Origin of the sequence: Nocardia sp. NPDC059229 (assembly GCF_042754165.1) — a bacterium.
GTDB lineage: Bacteria > Actinomycetota > Actinomycetes > Mycobacteriales > Mycobacteriaceae > Nocardia.
Genome location: NZ_JBHZAK010000011.1, coordinates 123566 through 144642, shown reverse-complemented (window position 1 = coordinate 144642; position 21077 = coordinate 123566). Strand labels below are relative to the sequence as shown.

17 protein-coding genes and 1 pseudogene are annotated in these 21077 nt (G+C 69.2%); 13 read left to right on the top strand and 5 right to left on the bottom strand.

Annotated features, from left to right (window positions below):
- The 4 genes from ACFXHE_RS24735 to rlmN all read left to right on the top strand — a co-directional run.
- Positions 1 to 1339: chloride channel protein (locus ACFXHE_RS24735; protein WP_379386638.1), on the top strand; the 1339-nt coding region annotated here is incomplete at its 5' end.
- A 45-nt stretch (positions 1340 to 1384) separates the two neighbouring features.
- On the top strand, positions 1385 to 2623 hold the full coding sequence (locus ACFXHE_RS24730) for an aKG-HExxH-type peptide beta-hydroxylase (protein ID WP_379386636.1): 1239 nt from the start codon (positions 1385 to 1387) through the stop codon (positions 2621 to 2623).
- A gap of 6 nt (positions 2624 to 2629) precedes the next feature.
- Entirely contained in the window at positions 2630 to 5671 is a 3042-nt protein-coding gene (gene fxsT, locus ACFXHE_RS24725; RefSeq protein WP_379386635.1) for an FxSxx-COOH system tetratricopeptide repeat protein, read from the top strand.
- A gap of 73 nt (positions 5672 to 5744) precedes the next feature.
- Complete coding sequence (gene rlmN / locus ACFXHE_RS24720) at positions 5745 to 6854, top strand: 23S rRNA (adenine(2503)-C(2))-methyltransferase RlmN (protein WP_379386633.1); 1110 nt, start codon at positions 5745 to 5747, stop codon at positions 6852 to 6854.
- A 266-nt stretch (positions 6855 to 7120) separates the two neighbouring features.
- Here the strand turns inward: rlmN and ACFXHE_RS24715 are convergent, their stop codons facing one another.
- The gene (locus tag ACFXHE_RS24715; protein ID WP_379386631.1) at positions 7121 to 7723 is read right to left on the bottom strand and encodes a PadR family transcriptional regulator; all 603 of its coding nucleotides are present in this window, start codon (positions 7721 to 7723) and stop codon (positions 7121 to 7123) included.
- A 64-nt stretch (positions 7724 to 7787) separates the two neighbouring features.
- Between ACFXHE_RS24715 and ACFXHE_RS24710 the strand changes: the two genes are divergently transcribed.
- Entirely contained in the window at positions 7788 to 8183 is a 396-nt protein-coding gene (locus ACFXHE_RS24710; protein WP_379386629.1) for a VOC family protein, read from the top strand.
- Positions 8184 to 8350: 167 nt separating this feature from the next.
- On the opposite strand, the gene ACFXHE_RS24705 is transcribed toward ACFXHE_RS24710, so the two are convergent.
- Positions 8351 to 10510 carry a glycosyl hydrolase family 65 protein gene (locus tag ACFXHE_RS24705; protein WP_379386627.1) on the bottom strand — a complete coding sequence of 720 codons (2160 nt, stop codon included), beginning with the start codon at positions 10508 to 10510 and terminating at the stop codon, positions 8351 to 8353.
- A 433-nt stretch (positions 10511 to 10943) separates the two neighbouring features.
- On the opposite strand from ACFXHE_RS24705, the gene ACFXHE_RS24700 reads away from it, so the two are divergent.
- The 7 genes from ACFXHE_RS24700 (at position 10944) to ACFXHE_RS24670 (ending at position 17855) form a co-directional block, all read left to right on the top strand.
- Positions 10944 to 11474 (top strand): hypothetical protein, encoded by a 531-nt coding sequence (locus tag ACFXHE_RS24700; protein ID WP_379386625.1) that lies wholly within the window; start codon positions 10944 to 10946, stop codon positions 11472 to 11474.
- 118 nt (positions 11475 to 11592) lie between these two features.
- On the top strand, positions 11593 to 12270 hold the full coding sequence (locus tag ACFXHE_RS24695; RefSeq protein ID WP_379386623.1) for a cupin domain-containing protein: 678 nt from the start codon (positions 11593 to 11595) through the stop codon (positions 12268 to 12270).
- A 117-nt stretch (positions 12271 to 12387) separates the two neighbouring features.
- The gene (locus ACFXHE_RS24690; RefSeq protein WP_379386621.1) at positions 12388 to 12570 is read left to right on the top strand and encodes a hypothetical protein; all 183 of its coding nucleotides are present in this window, start codon (positions 12388 to 12390) and stop codon (positions 12568 to 12570) included.
- Between the two features lie 9 nt (positions 12571 to 12579).
- Positions 12580 to 12837: a hypothetical protein gene (locus ACFXHE_RS24685; protein ID WP_379386619.1), complete on the top strand. Its 258-nt coding sequence runs from the start codon at positions 12580 to 12582 to the stop codon at positions 12835 to 12837.
- Between the two features lie 69 nt (positions 12838 to 12906).
- Positions 12907 to 13122: a hypothetical protein gene (locus ACFXHE_RS24680; RefSeq protein WP_379386617.1), complete on the top strand. Its 216-nt coding sequence runs from the start codon at positions 12907 to 12909 to the stop codon at positions 13120 to 13122.
- A 47-nt stretch (positions 13123 to 13169) separates the two neighbouring features.
- Positions 13170 to 16655, top strand: coding sequence for a protein kinase (locus ACFXHE_RS24675; RefSeq protein WP_379386615.1), 3486 nt, complete (start codon positions 13170 to 13172; stop codon positions 16653 to 16655).
- Between the two features lie 42 nt (positions 16656 to 16697).
- Entirely contained in the window at positions 16698 to 17855 is a 1158-nt protein-coding gene (locus ACFXHE_RS24670) for a low temperature requirement protein A (protein WP_379386613.1), read from the top strand.
- A 1-nt stretch (position 17856) separates the two neighbouring features.
- On the opposite strand, the gene ACFXHE_RS24665 is transcribed toward ACFXHE_RS24670, so the two are convergent.
- Positions 17857 to 18285, bottom strand: a complete 429-nt coding sequence (locus ACFXHE_RS24665) for a hypothetical protein (protein ID WP_379386611.1) — start codon at positions 18283 to 18285, stop codon at positions 17857 to 17859.
- Positions 18286 to 18287: 2 nt separating this feature from the next.
- The gene (locus ACFXHE_RS24660; protein WP_379386609.1) at positions 18288 to 19631 is read right to left on the bottom strand and encodes a hypothetical protein; all 1344 of its coding nucleotides are present in this window, start codon (positions 19629 to 19631) and stop codon (positions 18288 to 18290) included.
- A 75-nt stretch (positions 19632 to 19706) separates the two neighbouring features.
- Here ACFXHE_RS24660 and ACFXHE_RS24655 point away from each other — a divergent pair, with 75 nt between their 5' ends.
- Positions 19707 to 20255 (top strand): helix-turn-helix domain-containing protein, encoded by a 549-nt coding sequence (locus ACFXHE_RS24655; protein ID WP_379386608.1) that lies wholly within the window; start codon positions 19707 to 19709, stop codon positions 20253 to 20255.
- 1 nt (position 20256) lies between these two features.
- On the opposite strand, the pseudogene ACFXHE_RS24650 reads toward ACFXHE_RS24655, so the two are convergent.
- Positions 20257 to 21059: pseudogene (locus ACFXHE_RS24650) on the bottom strand (RNA polymerase sigma factor).
- Positions 21060 to 21077 lie beyond the last annotated feature (18 nt).

Below are 21077 nucleotides of genomic sequence, written 5' to 3'. Positions count from 1 at the left end.
GGTCAATGGCACTGATGGCGTGATCGCCGCGATCAACGGGCGGGATCTGGCGGGTCTGGATACCCGTGGCGCGGTGGTGAAGCTGGCCGGAACCACCGTCACGCTGGGCGCGGGCGGGTCCGGCGGGACCGAGGGGCCGGTGGTGCAGGTGTCGGCATCGCTGGCGGCGGTGGTGGCGCGGCGGCTGCGATTATCGGCGGGGGAGAGCGGGCTGCTCGTGGCGGCCGCGATGGGGGCGGGTGTCGCCGCGCTGTTCCAGGCGCCGATCGGGGGTGCTCTGCTGGCCGGGGAACTGTTGCGCAGACGCGGAATCGATTGGACGGCACTGATTGTCGCGATTCCCGCCGCCGTCGTCGCCTTCGGTGTCTTCGTCTCGGTGTACGGGTATCGGCCGTTGTTCGGTGCCGCGCGACTCGGTGGTGTCGGGAGCTGGACCTCCCTGGCCTTGCTGGCGGCCACCGGGCTGAGCTGCGGCCTGCTGGCCCGTGTGTACGTGTGGACCTTCGGGAGCACCGGGCGGGTGCTGGCTCCGCTGCGCCGGTGGCCGATAGTTGCCGCAGCCGTGGGCGGTGCCGCAGTGGGTGCCGTCGGCATCCTCGTTCCCATGACCCTCGGGACGGGCTACGGCTCGGTGGCCGCCGAACTGTCGGAGGTCCGGGTCGCGGCAATTCCCCTGTGGGTCTTGGCGATTCTGCCGCTGGTCAAGATTGCCGCCACCGCCGTGACGCTGCAATCGGGCGGCGTGGGCGGCGTCTTCGGACCGGCGATGGTGATCGGCGCCTCGGCCGGGGCGCTGTGCTGGCGGCTCGCGGTGGCCGCCGGCGCGCACCCGGGTCCGGTCGCGCTGTTCGCCCTGACCGGTCTGGCGGCCACCCTCGGCCCCGCGGTGCGCGCGCCCTGGGCCGCGCTCCTCCTCGCCACGGAGGCGAGCGGAAACCTGCTGCCGCCCCTCGGCATGCTCCTCGGCGTCGCGGTGGCCTACCGGTGCGCGGGCGACGCCACGCTGTTCCCGAGTCAGTTGAATGCTCAATTTCCAAGGCGCTACCGGCAATTGGAGGTTTCGGTTATGTTGAAATCAGCCGCCGGTGTCAACAGAAGGTGGGCGGATCGCATGGTCGGCGGGGTCTGGTCGCGACACCGGAAACGGTCGGATCCGCCCGGGGGAGGTTGTGCGATGGAGCCTGAGATGGCACGTGGCGTACCCGATTTATCCGATATTTCGCTGGATGTGCTGGCTCGTTCCGACCGGCCGGATATCGGGCAGGCACTGCGGATCGCCCTGGCGCGCAGGGCATCCGCCGGGATCATCTTCGCGGGGCACAGCGCGGGTGGCGCATGAAGGGGCGCAGCGCGGGTGGCGCGTGACAATGCGGCGGATCGGGTCATGAGGTCCCGATTGAGCTGCGGCACAGAGCAGCTGGCGACCCTGACGGTACCGGCGGATCAGCTCGACGCCCTGGCACGGCTGTCCGACGAGCCGAGCACCCTGGGCCTGCTGCAGCGATCCCGGCTCAGCCGGAACCTCGCCTTCCTGGCCGCCATCGTCCGCGCACCCGTCGCCGATGACTCTGTGCGCACCGCATTCGAGCTGCTGGCCGAGATACAGCGCGAGCACCCCGACGCGGTGCGGGATACCCTGCAGCACCCGCGATTCGGGGCCTGGGCCGCGGTATGCGCCGCGGCGCTCGCGGCCGGCGGGGCGGACCGGGTCGCCGATGCGGTGCCCGCCGCACACCTGGCGTCGTTCGCCGCAGCGGCCGCGATCCGGACCGGGACGCCGTTCGACCTGTGGTTGCCGCCGAGCGGCGACGCCGTCGTGGTGCCGGGACTGGGCTGCTGGACCGGCCCGGCCGCGGACCCGGCCCGGGTGTGTTCCACCGGTTCGACGACGCCACCCGAGCTCGGGCAGCCGTGGACGTCGGTGCGGCGGTTGGCCGCTCGCCTCCAGGACGGTGTGGTCACCGTGGAGTTCGACGACCTGCCGCCGACACCCGCCGCCTGGCCGGACCTCGCGCCCGCTGATCCGCGGCGTCGGTGGCAGCCCTGCCCGGAGTCCGAATTCGACGGCTGGCAGCGATTGTTCGAACCCGCGCTGGAGCTGCTCTGGCAGACCGTGCCCGAGCTGGCCGGACCGCTGTGCCGGGGCATGCGGGCGATCATGCCGCGGTCGCAGGGCTCGTCCAGCTTCGTCAGCTCCACGCTGGCCGACTCCTTCGGCGCGGCCGCCATGGTGCGGCCGCCGGACGAGCTGGCCACCGCGACCGCACTGCTGCACGAATTCCAGCACTCGAAGCTGTGCGCGCTGATGGAGGTCGTGCCGCTCATCGCCGTCGAGGGCGCAGCCGATCTGCCCTCGCCGTGGCGGCGGGAGCCGCGGCCGGCCAGCGCTGTGCTGCATGGCATCTACGCGCATCTGGCGGTGGCGCGACTGCATGCGCGGGCGTCCCGGCAGGAGGGCTACCACGTCGACGGCGTCCTGGTGCGCGAGCAGACCCTCGACGCCTGCGACACCCTGCTGCACTCGGATCGGTTGACCCCGACCGGTCACCGCTTCGTCCAGCTCATGCGGCACACCGCACTTCACGACGGCCGCACCGCGGCCACGAACCGGGGAACGGAGTAGAGACCCTTGGCATCGATTCCGCCGCAACCGATTCCGGCCGACCAGCCGATCGTGGTTGTGCACGCGCCCGAGGACGCGGTCTGGGGGCTGTGGATTCAGCAGGTGTGCGCGGGCGCCGGCCTCGACGTCCGCACCCGGCGGCTGAACGGGACCGATCCCGCCGAGCCGGCCGGCACGGTGGTGCTGGTGGTCAGCGTGAACTTCGTCCGGGCGGCCGGGTTCTCGCACCAGGATTGGGCACGGCTGGCCGATCGGGCGGGCGTGCTCGCCGTCCTGGTCGGCGCCGCCGACGTGCCCGCCGACGCGGACCGCATACCGGTGGTCAACCTCCGCGTGCTGCCCAGCGCGCAGCAGGCGCGGGCGCGAGTCCTGAACGCGCTCGGCCACACGGCATCCGAGACCGTGCCGGAGACCCTGCGGCAGGCCGGCCGATTGCAGGTGCGCTACCCCCGGGAGCAGATGTACCCCGGGTATCAATCCATGACCATGCCCCAATACCAGGCGGATTGGTTCTTCGGCCGCGAACAGGAGATGGAGGACATCCGCGCCCGGCTGGACGCCGAGAACGTCGTGGTGCTGACCGGCCGGCCCGGCAGCGGCAAGACTTGGCTGGCCGCAGCGTACGTGCACCGCTTCCGGTCGCAATACGATCTGATCGCCTGGATCCCCGGTGAGAACGGCGCGGTGCTGCGCGCCGAGCTGGGCAAGCTGGCCGAGCCGCTCGGCCTGCCGGACTCGCTGCCGCGGGAGACCCTGCACCTGGATGTGGTGCAGGCGCTGCGGACCCTCGGCAAGCGCTACCTGATCATCTACGACAATGTGACGCCGGACCGGTACCGGGCCGCGGGCGAGCGGTTTCCCTTGCCGCGCAAGCCCGCACGCCTGTCCGAGGTGATCCCGTGGGACGGTCCCGGCCATGTGCTGCTGACGTCGAAGGCCCGCGATTGGGATGAGCCGCAGCCGATCACGGTGCCGCGCTTCTCGGAGCAGGAGGGCATCGACTTCCTGCAGCGGCACGTCCGGGCGCTCCCGGACGATCTGGCCAAGGGATTGAGCGCGGCCGTCGACGGCAGCCCGGTGCTGCTGAACGCGCTCGCGCACCGCGGGGCGGGCGGCGCCGACGTCATCGACGAGACCTTCGTGCGCTCGGTGGCCGACAAACCGTTCCCGGTGCTGGCGGACGGGTTGTACCGGCAGGCGGCGCTGATCTTCGGCGGCGTGGTGCAACCGCTGATCGAGTCCCCGGTGGGCAGTGACGAATGGGCCGCCGGCCGGCTGCTGCAATTGCTCACCGCGTTCCAGGAGGGGCAGCCGATCCCGTTGGCGCTGTTGATCTCCCAGCTACCCGGGACCGAGCGGCGACCGGGGCGCCGGCTGCCCGCGCCACTGCGGGACGCGCTGATCACCGAACACCGCCGCCGGAACGTGCTCACCCTCGCGACCCGGGATTCGGTGGCCGACGTCTGCCGCGATCCGTTCACCGATCGCGGCCAGGCGTTGAAGATCCACGCCGTGCCGTGGCACGGCATCCGGGACTATCTGGGCGCACCCGTCGTCGAGGAGAACCGGCACGTCGTGCACGGCATGCTGTGCGATGCCGACCCGCAGCGCACGGACCTGCCCGCGCTCTGGCAGCGGTACCTGTGGCTGTGGCAGCAGCTCGACTGCTCCGAGGCGCTGACCTGCCGGCAGGTGGCGGATCCGCAGGGCACCTGTGCGCAGCTGCCCGCGCTGATCCAGCACGTGGTGGACGCGCTCGGGGTGCAGGGCGAATTGACCGCCGCCGCGGGGCTCGGCCTGCGTGCCGCGGAAAGCTACTCGGAGCTGCTGGGTCCCGACCACATCGGCGTGGTCCGCATCCGGGTCGTCACCGGAAATGCCCTGTGGCAGCTGGGCCGTTCGGCCGAGGCCCGCGATGTGGCGGCGGCCGCCCGCACCGGTGTGGAACGGCAGCGTGAGCGGTATCCGGAGGAACACGTGTGGTCCAGCGATCTGCTGGCCGCCTGCATGCGCACGTCGGGGGACTGGGCCGGAGCGGTCGAGGTCAACGAGGAGTCGTTCCGGTGGGCGCGAGATCATCTGGGCGACAGTCATATCGAGACCATTCGCGCCGAACACAATCTCGCCGTGGCCTACCGGATGGTCGGCCGCTTCGCCGATGCCATGGACGCCGATGTCGCGAACTACGACCGGTTCCGCAACGATCCGCTGCTGGCCTCCGAAGCGGTCCTGAAGTTGCACTGCGTCAACAATGTTGCGCGCAACCACCGCGAGCTGGGTGACGTCGAGGCGTCCGTGGTGCTGCAGGAGCAGGTGCTGCGGGATTTCGTCGAGTTGTTCGAGAATCCGCGCCAGCAGCACATTCTGCGGGCTCGCAAGAACCTCGCCGTGTCCTACCGCAAGTTCGGGCGGTACGCGCAGGCGCTGGAGATGCAGTGCGCGGCGCTGGCCGACCATGTCGAGGTGTACGGGGAGGAGCATCCCGAATCCGTCGCCGCCCGAACGAATGTCGCCAATGACTACCGGATGACCGGGGATCTCGGTGCGGCGCTTCGGTACGCGGCGGAGGCGTACCGGATCTGCCGGGCGGTGCGGCCGGATCATCCGTACACCGCCGCGTGCGCGGTCAACCACGCGGCGGCGCTGCGGGCGCTCGGGCGGTACGACGAAGCGCTGCAGGCGGATCTGGAAGGGGTGCGGATCTTCCTGAACCGGCTGGGGCCCGATCATCCGTACACCCTCGCCGCCCAGACCGACGTGGCCTCGGATCTGGCCGGACTGGGGCGCCCGGCCGAGGCCGCCGAACTCGGGGCCGACACCCTGGCGCGGCTGCGGCGGGCGCGCGGCGGCTGGCATCCCTACACCCTGCAGTGCGCGCTCAACCTCAGCCTGGATTGGCGTGCGCTGGGCCGCATCGAGGCCGCTGACGACCTGGAACAGGACACCCTGGAGGCCTACGCGGCCACCCTCGGCCCCGATCATCCGGAATCGCGGGCGGCCGCCGCCCGGATGCGGGGCACCTGCGACGTGGAGCCGCCGCCCATGTGACGGCGCTTACTGTGAGGAACGCGATTCCCCCTGACGGCGTCGGCCCGCCGGGGGATGGGACACTGGAACGGTTATGACTACCCCCTTGCCCCTCGTTTTCGACGCCCCTCGTCGCGGCATGCCGCCGCGGCATCTCGCCGACCTCGATTCGCAGGAGCGCAAGACGGTGGTCGAGGAGCTCGGCCTGCCGAAGTTCCGCGCCGATCAGATCGCGCGCCAGTACTACGGACGGCTGGTCGCCGACCCGGCCCTGATGACCGATCTGCCGGAGGCCATGCGGGCCACCGTCGCCGAGGCGCTGTTCCCGCCGCTGCTCACCGAGGTCCGGCACATCGAATGTGACGACGGGACCACCCGCAAATCCCTGTGGCGGGCGAACGACGGCACGCTGCTCGAGTCGGTGCTGATGCGCTATCCCGACCGCAACACCCTGTGCATCTCGTCGCAGGCGGGTTGCGGCATGGCGTGCCCCTTCTGCGCCACCGGCCAGGGCGGCCTGAACCGCAACCTGTCCACCGCCGAAATCGTCGACCAGGTCCGCGCCGCCGCGGCCGCCCTGCGCGACGGCGAGGTCGCCGGCGGCCCCGGCCGCCTGTCCAACATCGTGTTCATGGGCATGGGCGAGCCGCTGGCCAACTACAAGCGCGTGGTGAACGCGGTCCGCCGCATCACCTCTCCCGCCCCCGACGGCCTCGGCATCTCCCAGCGCAATGTGGTCGTCTCCACCGTCGGCCTGGCCCCCGCTATTCGCAAGCTCGCCGATGAGGATCTGTCGGTGACTTTGGCCGTTTCCCTGCATACCCCCGATGACGAACTGCGGGATACGTTGGTGCCGGTCAACAATCGCTGGTCGGTTGCCGAAGTTCTCGACGCCGCACGGTATTACGCGGACAAGTCAGGTCGCCGGGTGTCGATCGAGTATGCGTTGATCCGCGACGTCAACGACCAGCCCTGGCGTGCCGACATGCTCGGTAAAAAGCTGCACAAGGCATTGGGCTCCCGTGTGCACGTGAACCTGATTCCGCTGAACCCGACTCCGGGGAGCAAGTGGGATGCGAGCCCCAAACCTGTTGAGCGGGAATTCGTTCGGCGGGTGGAGGCTCAGGGTGTGCCGTGTACGGTGCGCGATACCCGCGGCCAGGAAATCGCGGCGGCGTGCGGCCAGCTCGCGGCCGAGGCATAGCGTTTCGGTTGTCGGCGCGCAGAAAGCGTGACCGATACGGGAGTTCTGCACGGACGCTTGTACTTCCACTTCGTGACGAATCCGACTTCCGTGCCGTGCCATCAGAGTCCGCGGTATACGAGGAGCGGCTCCGAGCGAATATCAGTATTACGAGTTTGTCGCTGTCGACCGGCCGCTGACCGAGCGCCAGCTGGCGCAGGTGCGCGAGCTGTCGACCGGGAACGAGCTGGTGGCCGAAAGGATGGTTTCGGCGGTGCAGCTGTTCGTCACATCGAATCCGAGAATGCGTTCGGTGGTACCCGAGCGCCGGTCTCGGGGGTCGTGCCGGTCCAGTGGGCGGTCTCCTGTTCGGCCCACTGGGCCCAGCGGAGCAGGAGCTCGTTCTGTTCGCGCAGGAAGCGAGCGCTCAACGCGATGACCGGGAGCCGGTCGGGGTAGGGGCCGCCGGTCTGCTCGAATTCGGCCATGCGGTCGGCGACGGCGGCCATCCGGGACTCGGCCTCGACCCTGATCCGGGCTATGTTGGCGCGGAGCTGGTCGATGTCGCCGTGGTCGGCAAACGCCACCTTGAGCAGGCCCTCGAACTCCAGGACCGGACCGGCCCCGGGCACGTCCAGCCACTCCCGCAACGTCTGCCGCCCTGCCTCGGTGATCTCGTACACCGTGCTCCTGCGGCGGCCGGTGAACTCGGCGCGGCTCACCGCCAGGCCGTGCTCCACCAGCTTCTTGGGCTCGTCGTAGAGGACACTGCCCGCGCGTGGCCACATCGCGCGCAGGCTCCGGTCCATCTGCTGTTTGAGCTCGTAAGTCGTCCACGGACGGACGGCCAGCAGGGACAGGATCGCATACGAAGTGGTAGTCAGCGCCATACCTTGTCACAATACTCCGTTCCGGAGTATTCTAATGCTCCGTTTCGGAGTATTGGAGTGAGTCTTGTCCCCTCAGATCACCGGCATTTCCCACCTGTCGTTGTCGGTTAGCAACCGCGACGCCAGCGTCGCCTGGTACGGCGACCTCCTCGGTTTCCAGCCGATCACCACGCTCGACTGCGACGACTTCCTGGAGACCATCTGCATGGACTCCAAGGGCACCATCCTCGCGTTCCAGCAGCACCTCGAGGGCGGCTCGGATTACCACCCGAGTCAAAACGGGCTGGATCACCTGGCGTTCGGGGTGGACAGCACGGCTGCGCTGGAGGAGTGGTCCACGTTCCTGGACGAACGTGGCGTCACCTGGTCGCCGGTGGCCGACACGCCGTTCGGCAAGGTTCTGTGCTTCCGCGACCCCGACGGCCTGCAGCTCGAGCTGTTTGCCGTGGCTGGGACCTAGCTTTCGAAAGCTGTCGAGCAACGCCGGGGAGCAAGTGGGATGCGAGTCCGAAACCTGTTGAGCGGGAGTTCGTTCGGCGGGACGGGCATAGTGGCAGCCCTGCAGGGGTATTCCGCCTGCTGTCTCTGCGGGGACGCGTTGCTCGGTTCGAGGCGGCTGTTCGAGTGTTATCGGTCGGCTCGTCGTGTTGGCAGGGTCAACGGCGCCGCCGAGGTGACAGTGTGTGTGCCGGTGGGTGTTTCGAGGGTGATCGGATCACCGGCGGTCACTTCGACAGTGGAGATTTCGGGTTGGATCCGCAGGGTGAGGGTGCTGCCTCGGATGGAGAGGTTCCTGACGGTGAGACCGTCCGGGAATCCGCTGGGCAGCATGGGGTCCAGGCGTGGGCCGGTGTCGGTCCAGCGTAATCCGGAGGGGGCGTACAGCATTGCTTGCAGGAATCCCCCTGCGCCGGTGACGAAGATCCACGCGGGTTGTCCGATGGTGTTGGCGCCGGAGCGGTCCCCGCGCGCCTCGGATTGGAAATGGTAGGGCTCGCGGACATACGGCTGGACAGACCGGTCGAGGAATTCCTGAGTGCGGCCCGGATCGAATTGTGCGGCGATGATGGCTCCGATGCTGTTGCTCATGTTCGGGCCGTCGGGATCGGTGCGGTCGAAGTAGTAGCGGTAGGTGTCGACCGCCGAGTATCCCGGTGCGGTGTAGGAGAACGGGTAGCTCAGCAGCACGGTGTCGGCTTGTTTGATCGGTGTGCCTTGATATCCGAGGTATTCCGCAGGAACGCCGGGAGCGATGTCGGGAGGCATGGCCATGTTCGCGGCGATGTCGGCCCAGCGCGGGTCCACGGGAAGCCCGGACAGTTGTGCGGCAGAAGCGGCAGTACGCATGGTGTTGACCACACCGGCGTTCGTGACGGCATTGTCGATGGAGACAGGGACATACTCGTCGGGCCCACCGACCGGTGCGTAATGGTAGTGACCGTCGAGCAGTTTCGGGCCGACGCGCACGGTGAGGTAGTCGGCGATCGCGGTGATCACCCGCGCCCCACCGGTGCACAGCCATGCCAGATCCGCGGTGGCCAGATAGTACTGCCATTGGGCGAGCACGATGTCGTTGGCCAGATGTTCTTCGCTCAGCCCGCACACCACCGGGCTCCCGCAGCGCTGTGCGGGACCATCGTTCCACGGATACACCGCACCGGGCAGCCCGTAGGCGTGTGCGTTGGCGCGGGCCTGCGGTAGCGCGGCGACCCGGAAGTCGACAATGGTGCGCGCCAACACCGGGTAGAGGGCAAGCAGCGTGGGAAAGACGAAGGTGTCGGCGTCCCAGAAGGTCATGCCCGCGTAATCGGTGGAGGACAGGCCCGCCGGTTGCACCGACCAGTGTTGGCCTTCGCGCACGCTGGACAACACCGAGTACAGCGCGGCCCGGAGCCAGAGGCGGTAATCCTCGCGTCCGGGAACCTCGATCGCGGGCTGCCACAGGGTGTTCCATGCGGCGACGTGATCGTCGTGCTCGGCCGCGTAGCCGCGTTCGAGGCCGCGCTGGGATGTCGCGGTGGCGATCGCCCGAGGGTCGGGGCCGTCGTCGGTGGAGGCGATGCCGACGTACTTGGTGAAGGTGTAGGGGTGACCGGCGGTCATCGAGGCGGTGAACCCCAGTCCGGCGGTGTTGGCCGCCGCCGGGATCGAGGTGGCGATCAGGTTGTCGGGGGTGTCGATAGTGGAGACCAGATAGGCTGTGCTGTCGGTGTTTTCGGCGCGCACGCCGACGGTGCTCTGTTTGCTCGCTGCGTCGCTGGAGGCCGTGACCGGGGTGACTCGGCGGGCTGCGGCGCCGTCGATGAGATCGGTGATGTCGAGCTGCCCGGAGTAGTGCGGGGTGACGGTGAGCTTTTGAATCGCTAGGTTCGGTTCGGACCGGGAGATGAAGGTCTCGAACTCCAGATCCACGTGGTGCTCGGGGCTCGGCGACCAGGTCGCCTTGGTGGTGGCGGTCGCGTCGCGGTAGTTCAGACGCTGACTATAGGTGCCGACCGTCGCCGGATCGACATCTGCTTGATAGGTATTCCCGTCGGCGGCCACGGTCAGCCCCGACCACGCCGGCAGCGCCGCCAATGCCTGGGTGGCTTGCAAGGAGGGGGCATCCGCGTAGAACCCGGCCAGATAGGTGCCCGTGTAGCGCGGCTCCTGCAATGGATACGAGGTGACGACTCCCTCGCCGTAGCCTTGGTACCCGGCCCCGCTGGGTGGGATCATCGCACCGATGCGGCCGTTGCCCAGAAACGGGGCGGCACGGAAATCGTTCGGAGAGAATACCTCCGCCATCGCCGACCACCCCTCGGAATCATCGACCGTGTCGGCGCACACTCGGCCCGAGAGCATCGTCGAGGCGAGTGCCGCACACATGAGCGCGGCTGTCGCGGCCCGGCCCATCCGCATACGCCTCCGTCGGGCCGAGGCAGACCGAGCCGTCGGCACTGGCTTCACGCTCACGGCCATGAACCATCCTTGTCTCGGGATTGTTTCGTGAACCTCATGTCCAGCGGGAGTGTCGAAACCCTGCAATTCCCGAAAGGACCAGCGACGCGACCACCATACCCAGCGGCCGGACGGTAGCAGCGCTGCGGCGCACCATCCCGCATTCGCATGAAAGCGACGGTTCGGCCCGCTGCGACTGTGCTATCGGATAGTGCAGCCGTACCAAGGCCAGTTGTCGTGCTTCGCCAGTGTGGATGCTCCCCTGAGAGGGGAGAGTGTGATGCCCGTCGGCCTGTCGAGGTCCGAGCGTGAGGAATATCGGGCGCTACAGCGTGAACACGATCGGCTACTTGCCGAGGCCAATCGATTGCGCGCCGAATTGTCGGCCGCCGCGGAGGATTTGGGTCGACATGCCGAGCCTCCGGAGGACATCGCCCGCCAACTGGAGCAAGATGCGGCTGTAGCTCCGGACGAGCGGGCGCAGTTGCTGACCGAGGCGGCTGACCATTGGGCCATGGCCGGTGATATCGAGTGCGCTCGGCGACTGTATCGGCAGGCGATCGCCGACGGGGGCACCGTCGTTGGGGACGCCCGTTTGTGGTACGCGAGCTCTCTGCTCGAAAGCGGTTCGGAGCCAATGGGATTGCGTTTGCTCGACACCATCTTCGACGAGGGGCCGCGGGATTGGGTCGCCTTCGAAGTGGCAGGTGAGCTCTTCGAGGGGCGCGGTGCGGAATGTCGCTGTGCCGATGTTCTATCTCGGGGCCGACGGAGGGACACAGAGCGAATCAGCGGCTTATACCTCACCTGAGCGTGTCGTCGCGTGGTCGCGATCCCCTGCGGGTAGCCGAAGATAATTGCTGATGTCCATGCTGGTTGCGGCGGCGTAGCGTCATGGACGGGGCGGCTGATCGATGAAGGTGACCGCCATGACGACGAAATTTGTACAAACGATTGAATTCACGACCACGCGGCTCGACGAATTCAACAAGAATCTCGATGAGTGGCTCACGGCGACGCAGGGGAAGCGTGCCGCGACCCACAGTATGGAGACCAGGGACCGCGATCGGGACAACACGTACATGCAGATCGTCGAGTTCCCGTCCTACGAACAGGCGATGGCGAACTCCGCCATGCCCGAGACCACCGGGTTCGCCGATTCGCTTGCCGAACTCTGCGACGGGCCCGCGCTGTTCCGCAACCTCGACCTGGTTCGCGAGGACGACATGCTCCCGCTCGAGGAGTTGAGCTTGCAGGTCAAGAGCTTCGACACTCCTGACGAAACGCGACTGTTCGAGTCGGGTAGCGGCCGATTCGAAGTCATCGAAGCAGGATCCGGATCGGTCGGCCGCGGTGTCTTCCAGCCCGGCTGGCGCTGGTCCACCCACGTCAAGCCGATCGCCGGCACGGACAGCTGCCAGGCGACCCACATCGGATACTGCGCCTCCGGACGGATGCACATCCGGATGGACGACGGCACCGAACGCGAGATCGGCGCGGGCGACTTCATGATCTGCCCACCCGGACACGACGCCTGGACCGTCGGCGACGAACCATGCGTCCTGATCGACTGGGCAGCAGCCGCCGACTACGCCCGTCGCCACTGATCCACACCCGCCGCCCCCGCTCGGCATCCCGGCGGGGGCGGGATCGCGGGCTGACCCGACGCAGCGCGAAGGTCCGATGGCCGGGGGCCTTCGGCACGATCCCACTAGGCTGACAGCATGACTGAGGCCGTCGACTGGTCGTGGCTGCGTGGGACGGTCCCCATCGTCGATATGTCCATGTACTTGGATATGCCCGAGGACGTGGCGCGCACTGTGGAGATTCGTGATGGCATGATCCTCCATAGCGAATCGCCGTCGCCGAATCATGTGTCACGGCGTCGGTACTCCTACTCCGGATAGGTTGGCGCGGTGCGGAATTGGGGCGGAGAACTGAAGTCGACCTGCGATGTCCAGCTGCACCCCGAGGACGTACGTCTGCGCCGCCTCCACGGTCGGCGATCCGCTCGCACTGATTCCGCAACAAGCCGGTTCGGTGACCGCCTGATCCGCACCGGGCTGCTGGCCGCCCGCTTCGACGCCGCGGTCGACATCACGCTCGAGGAACTCCGCATCGAGCTCGTCTATCCCCTCGACCTCGAGTCCGCGGACTTCTTCCGGTTGCACTGAACCACCGAGGGGGTGCGAAGTCGCCGAACCGCCGCGCTGCCGCATGGACCGTCCTCACCATTGACGACCATGACAACGAAGCGGAATCGAAGTGCCTCGGCGGCAACGCCCTTGAAGCGCGCGGCCGCGGCCGCGCGGTTGAACATCGCGGTCGGGGACCTGCCGGAACTGGGTTGCGGCTGGACCGTCGGGGAGGTGCTGCGGCTGCGGCGGGAACGGCCCGACTGGCTGACCGATGCGCGGCGCAGATTCACGCGGCCGGAGATCGGCGCGCGGTGGCGGTGATCGGCTTATGCTCGGGGTGACTGGCTCGTTTTCGTATCGGGGTCGCTGTGCCGCATGTCGATCCGTTTTCCACGCGCCGCGAAGAGACTCTCGGGTTCGCGGCGGAACTGGCGGCTGCCGGGTTCGGGGAGCCGATCGAGGTGGGGCGAGGGGGATTCGGCGTGGTGTACCGCTGTTTTCAGCACGTGCTGGGGCGAACCGTCGCCATCAAGGTACTGACCGCGGATTTGGAATCCGACAGCCTGGAACGGTTTGTGCGCGAGCAGCTCGCCATGGGGAAGCTATCAGGGCATCCGAACATCGTGACCGTGTTCGAGGTCGGGTCCACCGACACCGGGCGGCCGTACATCGTGATGCCGTTCCACGCGCACGGGTCACTCGATACCCGGATACAGCAGGGCGGTCCGGTCGAATGGCCGGAGGTGCTGCATCTCGGGGTCCGGCTCTCGGGGGCATTGGAGACGGCGCATCGGCGGGGACTGCTGCACCGGGATGTGAAGCCCGGGAACATCCTGCTCACCGAGTACGGAGAGCCGCAGCTGGCCGATTTCGGAATCGCGCGGCTGACAGGCGGATTCGAGACCGCGGCGGGCATGATCACCGGGTCGCCCGCCTACACCGCGCCGGAGGTGCTGCAGGGGCAGGCGCCGGATGTCACCGCCGACGTCTACAGCCTGGCGGCGACCCTGTTCTGCGCGGCCACCGGGCACGCGGTGTTCGAACGGCGCAGCGGGGAACAGCTGGTCGCACAGTTCGTGCGGATCACCAGGCATCCGATGCCGGACCTGACCGGGGAGGGCCTGCCCGCCGACCTCACCGGGACGATCGAGGCGGCCATGTCGCGCGAGCGCTCCCAACGTCCCGGGTCCGCCGCCGAATTCGGTGCGGCGCTGCGGGATATCCAGCAACGACACGGGCTGCCACCCGACGACATACCAATTCCGGCGCCCGCCGCGGAACCGCCACCGCCGACGGACCGGGCCCGGACCGTCGGCCGCACCACCCCGCCCCAGGCCGGGCGCCGGCGCTCCCGCATCACCACCGCCACGCCGCCGGTCCCGGCCACCCGGCTGCGCCCGCCCACCCTCACCCGGGTCCTGGTGGACCGCCCGCGCCTGCTCGGCGCGCTGCGCTCGGGCCGCGACCGCCGGCTCGCGGTCGTCCACGGCCCCACCGGTTTCGGCAAGACCACCCTCGCCGCGCAATGGTGTGCGGCGGTCACCGCCGCCGGGGGATCGGTGGCCTGGCTGACCGTCGACAGCGACGACGACAATGTGGTGTGGTTCCTCTCCCACCTGATCGAAGCGGTGCGCGCGGTCCGGCCCGCCCTGGCGCGCGAACTGGGCGAACTGCTCGAGGAACACGGCGACGAGGCCGGGCGCTTCGTACTGACCTCGCTCATCAACGACATCGACCAGCGCGGCGAGCCGCTGACCGTGGTCATCGACGACTGGCATCGCGTGAGCGACCCGAAAACCCAGGCCGCGCTGCGCTTCCTGATCGAGAGCTGCAGTCCGGTGCTGCGCATGCTGGTGACCAGTCGCCACCAGACCGGCCTGCCCATGAGCGCCATGCGCGCCCGCGACGAACTGGTGGAAATCGACACCGCCGCACTGCGATTCACCGCCGGCGAGGCCTATGCCCTGCTGGTCGAGCTGGGCGGGCTGGAACTGGACCGCGACGACGTGGCGGACCTCACCGAATCCACCGGCGGCTGGGTCGCGGCACTGCAACTGGCGGCGCTGTCACTGCGCGGCAGTGACGATCCCGGGCAGCTGATCGGGCAGCTCACCGGACGTCACCACGCCATCGGCGAATTCCTCGCCGAGAACGTGCTGGAGGCCCTCGAACCCGGCGTGCTCGACTTCATGGTGGCGACCTCGGTCACCGAACGCACCTGCGGCGAGCTGGCCGCCGCGCTCACCGGTGTGCCCGACGGGCAGGCCCTGCTGGAACGGATCGAGCAGCAGGACCTGTTCCTGCGCCGGGTCGACGGCGGCCCGTGGTTCCGCTATCACCAGCTGTTCCAGGACTTCCTGCGGCAGCGGCTCGAACACGATCGGCGCGCGGAGATCGACCGCCTGCATCGCGCGGCCTCGGAGTGGTTCGCCGGGCACCGGCACGTGAGCGAGGCGGTGGACCACGCCCTGCTGGCCGGTGACGAGCAGCGCGCTGTCGAAATCGTGGAGCGCGATGGCATGTCGCTGCTCGAATACGGCCAGATGGCCAGCCTCATCGGCCTGGTGAACAAGCTGCCGCCGGCCGTCATCGAATCCCATCCGCGGCTGCAACTGGATCTGGCGTGGGCGAACATCCTTCTGCACCGGGCCGGTCCGGCCGAACGCGCGCTGTCCCTGGCGGAACAGACGCTCGAGCGTGGCGGTCTCGACCCGCGGACCACGGCCCGGCTGCGCGCCGAAGCGGGTGTGGTGCACGCGGTGGTGACGGTCCGCGCGGATGTGCTGACCGGCGTGGAGGATTGGCTCGCACCGTGTTTCGCGATGGCCGACGAGCTCTCACCGTATGTGGTGGCCATCGGCGCCAACTGCGCGAGTTTCGCCGCGGGTTACCGCTACGACTTCGAGGAGGCGATCCGCATCCAGGAGTGGTCGGCCCCGTACATGCGCCGGAACAAGGGCTCCTACAACAATGTTCACGGCCTGTGCTTTCTGGGCCTGGCCGCCAGCCTGCAACTCGACATCCCACGTGCCGAGGAGTACTTCCGCAGCGCCCTGAAGATCGCCAAGCAATCCGGCGGCAGCCACTCCTACGGGGCCCGCCTGGCCGGATCGCTGCTCGGTGAACTGCTCTACGAGCGTGGCGAGGTCGCCGAGGCGGAGCGCCTGCTCGACGAGGGCTACAAACTCGGCGCCGACGCCGGTGTCGTCGACTTCAAACTGGCCCGCTATGTGGTCGGCGCCCGGGTGAAGGCGCTGCGCGGCGACCGCGCCGCAGCCATCCGCCGCCTGAACGAGGCTGCGCGCGTGGCCGATTCGATGTCGCTGCCCCGTCTGCGCGCCGAGGTCGAGAACGAGCGGCTGCGCCTGGGCCTGCCGCCGCACCCCGACTTCGGCCCGCTCGCGGTGGTCGACCACGCCCACCGCCGCACCCCGATCGACCCCATCGACGAATTCACGGTCCTGTACGAGGAATTCACCGCCATCCGCCTGCTGCTGGCCGAATCCGCCACCGAATCCCGGGAACTGGCCCGCACCTGGGCCCAGGAATGGGTCGACGAGCTCGGGGCCGTCCGCCGCCCCCGCGAACTCCTGAAGGCCCGCCGCCTGCTGGTCGCCTGCCTGGCCGCCACCGGCCGCACCGACGCCGCGAAGACCCTGCTCGCCACCGTCACCGCCCAGTGCGCCGAACACGGCTCGGTCCGCTACATCCTCGACGGCGGCCCCCACGTCGTCGCCACCCTCGCCGCCCTCGCCGCCGACCAGGCCGCCGGCCGCTGGCGCCCCGACTGGCCCGAGGTCCCACCCGCCTTCCTCCGCGCCCTGACGGAAGCCGATGCCGCCCAGACGATCTAGAGTGAACCCGCCGGATGTGGAGCTAGGCAGGGATTTACGGTTGTGACTGAACCTCTACACGAGGCGCACGAGCGGGCCAGTTGGGCCGAGTTGTTCTTCGATCTGGTGCTGGTGTTCGCGGTGACGCAGGCGGCGCACGTGGCGGTGGCGGGGCAGAGCTGGGGCGCGGTCGGGCAGACGGTGCTGCTGCTGGGAATCATGTGGTGGTCGTGGGTGGGGACCACGCTGGCCGTGCACGGAGTGGAGGACTCGAACCAGCAGCGGATATTCCTGTTCGCCTGCGGATTGTGCATGTTCGTCATCGCGATCACCGCGCCACACGCGTTCACCGGGCACGCGCAACCGCTGCTGCTGGGCGGCGCGCACCTGGCACTGCGGCTGCTGCTGTGGGGCGAGATGCAGCACAAGCGGGCGTTCTCGTCGGCGGGGACCTTCGGGAACTGGCTCAATCCGTTCACGGTGACCCTGGCGGCGGCGGTGCTCCTGGTGGCGGCCGGATTCGCGCCCGCGGGCGGAATGCGCAACGGGCTCTGGATCATCGCGGTGGCGCTGGCCTTCGGCGGTCCGGCGCTGCTGGCGCGCCGCCTGGAGAAGGTCCAGTTCGGTGCGACCCATCTGCCCGAACGCTTCGCCACCTTCGTCATCATCGCGCTCGGCGAGACCGTCGCCTCGGTGGGTTCCCAAGCGGCGGAAGCACACCTGGGCGTGGTGGCCTGGATCGCGGTGGTGCTGATCTTCGTGCTCGGCTGCGGCCTGTGGTGGCTGTACTTCGCCTACGGCTTCGCCGCGGTCGAGCATTCGCTGCGCACCAACCAGGTGCGCGGCACGGTCGTGCGGGATGTGCTCAGCTACGGGCACCTGCTGCTGGTGATCGGCCTGGTGCTGGTGGCGGTGGGCGCGCGCACCATGGTCGAGCATCCGACCGCGGTGGCGCACAGCGTGACCGGATATCTGCTGCCGCTGGGCGCCACCCTGTACGTGACCACCTTCCTGTTCACCCGCTGGCGCATGTTCGGCGCCGCCACCCTCGGCCGGTTCGTCACCGCGCTGGCGCTGGCGGTCCTGACCGCCGCCGCGCCGCTGCTGCCGCAGATCGCGACGCTGGCCGCGGCGACGGCGATCCTGGCCGGCCTCAACGCCTTCGAGTACTGGGTGGTGTCGACGGGACGGCCGCTGCTGCTCATGCGCCGCCCCGGGTGAGCTAGCCGACCGGCACGATGGTGGCGTCGATGGTGTGGATGAGACCGTCACTGATCGCGAAGGTTTCGGTGATGTCCACCGTCACCAGCCGCAGCCCCGCGACGCCGGAATCCAGCAGATACCGCGCCGTCACCACACCGTCCGCCTCGGTCAGGCGCAGGTTGTAGAAGCGCTGCACGAGCGAATACTGCGGCCCGTGCTCGAGGTCGTAGGTGAGCTGCGGCCCCGAAAAGCCGGTCTGCAGGCCCGCTTCGACCCGCGTCGCGTCCGGCGCGAACGGCACCGCCGACGCGTCGTGGCTGATCAGCGCGTCGAGATAGGCGAGCGCGATGGCGGTGTCGCGGGTGTGCATGGGCGCCGCGCCCGCGCTTCCGGAGGCGACACCGAGCGCGGCCGCCGCGCTCGCCGTCAACACTGCAACATGTCTCATTTTCATCCGCTGATGCTGGCTCGAGAGGCGGTGCCGCGCAAGCGTTTCCAGCCCTTTGCCACGCGCTCGCCCAGGCCCGGCCGGACGGGTTCCGCGCCGAGCCAGTCGGCGATATCGCTGATCACCGCCGGATCGACATGTTGCGGTCGCAGGTAGCCGCTGGGTGTGGATGGTCCGGTACCGGAGCAGAGCATGTGGTCGACCGTGGGGTGGACCCGAATGGTGACATCGGGTCGCCCGGCCAGCCCGGCCTCCCACAGCGGCAGGTCCTCGTCGGCGGTGACCTGATAGTCGCGGCCACCCTGGATGAGCAGGATGGGTCTGTCCAGCGCGGCGGCGGTGGCGACCTGGTCGTAGTCCCGCAGGTCCAGCCAATACGATGCGGGCCAGTTGAACAGCAGGTCCGCGGCCGGGGTTTCGGTTGACAGCGTGGGACTTTCGGTCCGCGCCGCCCGGGCGCGCATGCTCTCCAGCAACTCGCCGATGTCCTGCTCGGGCTCGACCGCCGCGATGTGCCGCAGCGCGCGCAGGATCGACCGCGGCAGCGGCACGGTATCCCCGGCCAGCACCGCCACCCCGGCAATGCCCGGGTCGGCGGCCGCGATGCGCGGCGCGGCCTTGCCGCCGCCGCTGTGCCCGGCCACGAAGATCCGGGCCGAGTCGACCCGGGGCTCCCGGCGCAGTACCTCGACCGCCGCCAGGGCATGCGGCAGGTACTCCTCGACCATGGTGAACCCCGCCGCACTCTCGAATTCGCTGTGCGCGTAGGTCAGTTTGTCGAAACGCAGCACGGCGACGCCGCGGCTGGCGAGTCCCCACGCCAGGTCCTTGAACGGTTTGTTGGGTCCGGTGGTGAGGTCCCGGTCGGCGGGCCCGGAGGCCACCAGCACCACGGCGGGCCGGGATCCGCTCCCGACCGGCACGGTCAGCGTGCCGGATACCTCGGTAGCGCCCGCGCCGAGGGTGACGTCCCGTTCGCGGAATCGGCGCGGCACAGCGTAATCCGGTGGCGTCCAGCCGGATTCGGCCGGTGCGGCGAGCCGGAGCCCGTGCAGCCGGCCCGCCTCGTCCACCGCCAGGTGTACTGCGAGCGCACCCCGCTCGCAGGTGACCGGTATCTGCACCGACGTCAGCCCGTCGGCGGTGGGCCGGGTGACCGCGGCGCCGACCGACCGGACCGCGCCGATTTTGGCGATCTCACCGGTCCACCCGGCCCGGACGGTCTCGGCGGACACCACGGCCGCCAGTCGCGGTGCGAACAGGTCCGCCAGTTCGTCGAATCGTTCGTTCCGTAGCAGGTCGGCCACGGTGGCGGCCACGGTCTCGGGATCGATGTCAATGGTCATGCCCCTGAACCTTTCTCAATCAGTGCAACCATTATTATGATTGAGAAAGGTAGCATCCTATGAGAAGGTTGGGAAGTGGAAACCTTCGAGCTGCTGGCACATCCGGCGCGGCTGCGCATCGTGCACGCCCTGCGCGGCGACCGCGCCCTGACCACCGGCGACCTCTGTGCCCGTCTGCCCGATACCTCGAAAGCGACCGTGTACCGCCACGTCGACGCCCTCACCGCCGCCGGCATTCTCGAGGTCGCCGAGGAGCGGCGGGTGCGCGGCGCGGTCGAGCGCCGCTACCGGCTGCGTCAGGAGAACGCGGCCATCAGCGCCGAGGCCGCCGCCGCACTGCCCGCCGACGGCTACCGTCCGGTCTTCGCCCTCGCGATGGCCGTGCTCGTCGCCGAATTCAATGCCTACCTCGACGGCGAGAACGCGGATCCGGCAGCCGATCTCGTCGGTTTCCGCCAGCACGCACTCTGGCTCGACCGTGACGAGCTCGAGCAGCTGATCGCGGAGCTACGCGCGGTGATCCTGCCGCGCCTGGCCAACCAGCCCGGCTCCGAGCGCGGCCAATACCTGTTGAGCCCCATCCTTTTCCCGATCGAACAGGCGCCCGCCGACCCGGCCGGCTGAATCAGCCTCCGACCTCGCCGAGCCGGCGGCGCAGCTCGGTCAGCCCGGCCGCGATCAGCTGCCGATCCCAGCGGCCGCGATCCTGCTCCTCGAGCGGAACCAGCGTCCCGCCGGCCCCGGTCCGCGCGGCCGCACGCGATTGCTGCAGCAGGACAAGGGCATTCAGCCCCCCGCCTCCGGATCGTCGGGCATGAGCTCGACCACCAGCGCGGCCAGCCGCTGCGCCTCCGCGGCCAGATCGGGGCGTTGCAGATCGGGTACCGCCCCGGCCAGGTAGCCCTCGTTGAACAGCAGATAGATCACGCCCAGCACGGCGCGCGTGCGTTCCGGCAGCAGGTGCGCGGGCGGCACCCGATACGGAATCCCGGCAGCGCGGATCTTCTGTTTGGCCCGCACGAGCCGTTTGGCCATGGTCGGCTCGGGAACGCCGAAGGCCCGGGCGATCTCGGCGGTGGTGAGCCCGGTCAGCGTGCGCAATGCCAGCGCGACCTGCGCCTCGAAGGCCAGCGCCGGATGGCAGCAGGTGAAGATCAGCCGCAGCCGGTCGTCGGGAATGCCGGTGCCGGACACGGGTTCTCCGGAATCGGGGGTGTCGATGAGCGCCAGCGCGCGCAGCTTCTCGGCTCCGACGCGTTCGCGGCGCAGCCGGTCGACCGCGCGGCGGCGGGCGGCGGTGAGCAGCCATGCACCGGGCCGCTCGGGCACACCGTCCCGCGGCCAGGTGCGCCAGGCCAGCGCGAACGCCTCCTGTGCACACTCCTCGGCCAGATTCCAGTCGCCCAGCCCGCCGATGAGCGTGGCCACCAGCCGCGCCCACTCGGT

What these genes read in the sequence shown, in the direction of transcription:
- ACFXHE_RS24730 (WP_379386636.1), top strand. Translation starts at nt 1,385, where the DNA reads ATGAGGTCCCGATTGAGCTGCGGCACAGAGCAGCTGGCGACCCTGACG.
- rlmN (WP_379386633.1), top strand. Translation starts at nt 5,745, where the DNA reads ATGACTACCCCCTTGCCCCTCGTTTTCGACGCCCCTCGTCGCGGCATG.
- ACFXHE_RS24715 (WP_379386631.1), bottom strand. Translation starts at nt 7,723, where the DNA reads ATGGCGCTGACTACCACTTCGTATGCGATCCTGTCCCTGCTGGCCGTC.
- ACFXHE_RS24705 (WP_379386627.1), bottom strand. Translation starts at nt 10,510, where the DNA reads ATGGCGGAGGTATTCTCTCCGAACGATTTCCGTGCCGCCCCGTTTCTG.
- ACFXHE_RS24700 (WP_379386625.1), top strand. Translation starts at nt 10,944, where the DNA reads ATGCCCGTCGGCCTGTCGAGGTCCGAGCGTGAGGAATATCGGGCGCTA.
- ACFXHE_RS24695 (WP_379386623.1), top strand. Translation starts at nt 11,593, where the DNA reads ATGACGACGAAATTTGTACAAACGATTGAATTCACGACCACGCGGCTC.
- ACFXHE_RS24690 (WP_379386621.1), top strand. Translation starts at nt 12,388, where the DNA reads ATGACTGAGGCCGTCGACTGGTCGTGGCTGCGTGGGACGGTCCCCATC.
- ACFXHE_RS24680 (WP_379386617.1), top strand. Translation starts at nt 12,907, where the DNA reads ATGACAACGAAGCGGAATCGAAGTGCCTCGGCGGCAACGCCCTTGAAG.
- ACFXHE_RS24665 (WP_379386611.1), bottom strand. Translation starts at nt 18,285, where the DNA reads ATGAGACATGTTGCAGTGTTGACGGCGAGCGCGGCGGCCGCGCTCGGT.
- ACFXHE_RS24660 (WP_379386609.1), bottom strand. Translation starts at nt 19,631, where the DNA reads ATGACCATTGACATCGATCCCGAGACCGTGGCCGCCACCGTGGCCGAC.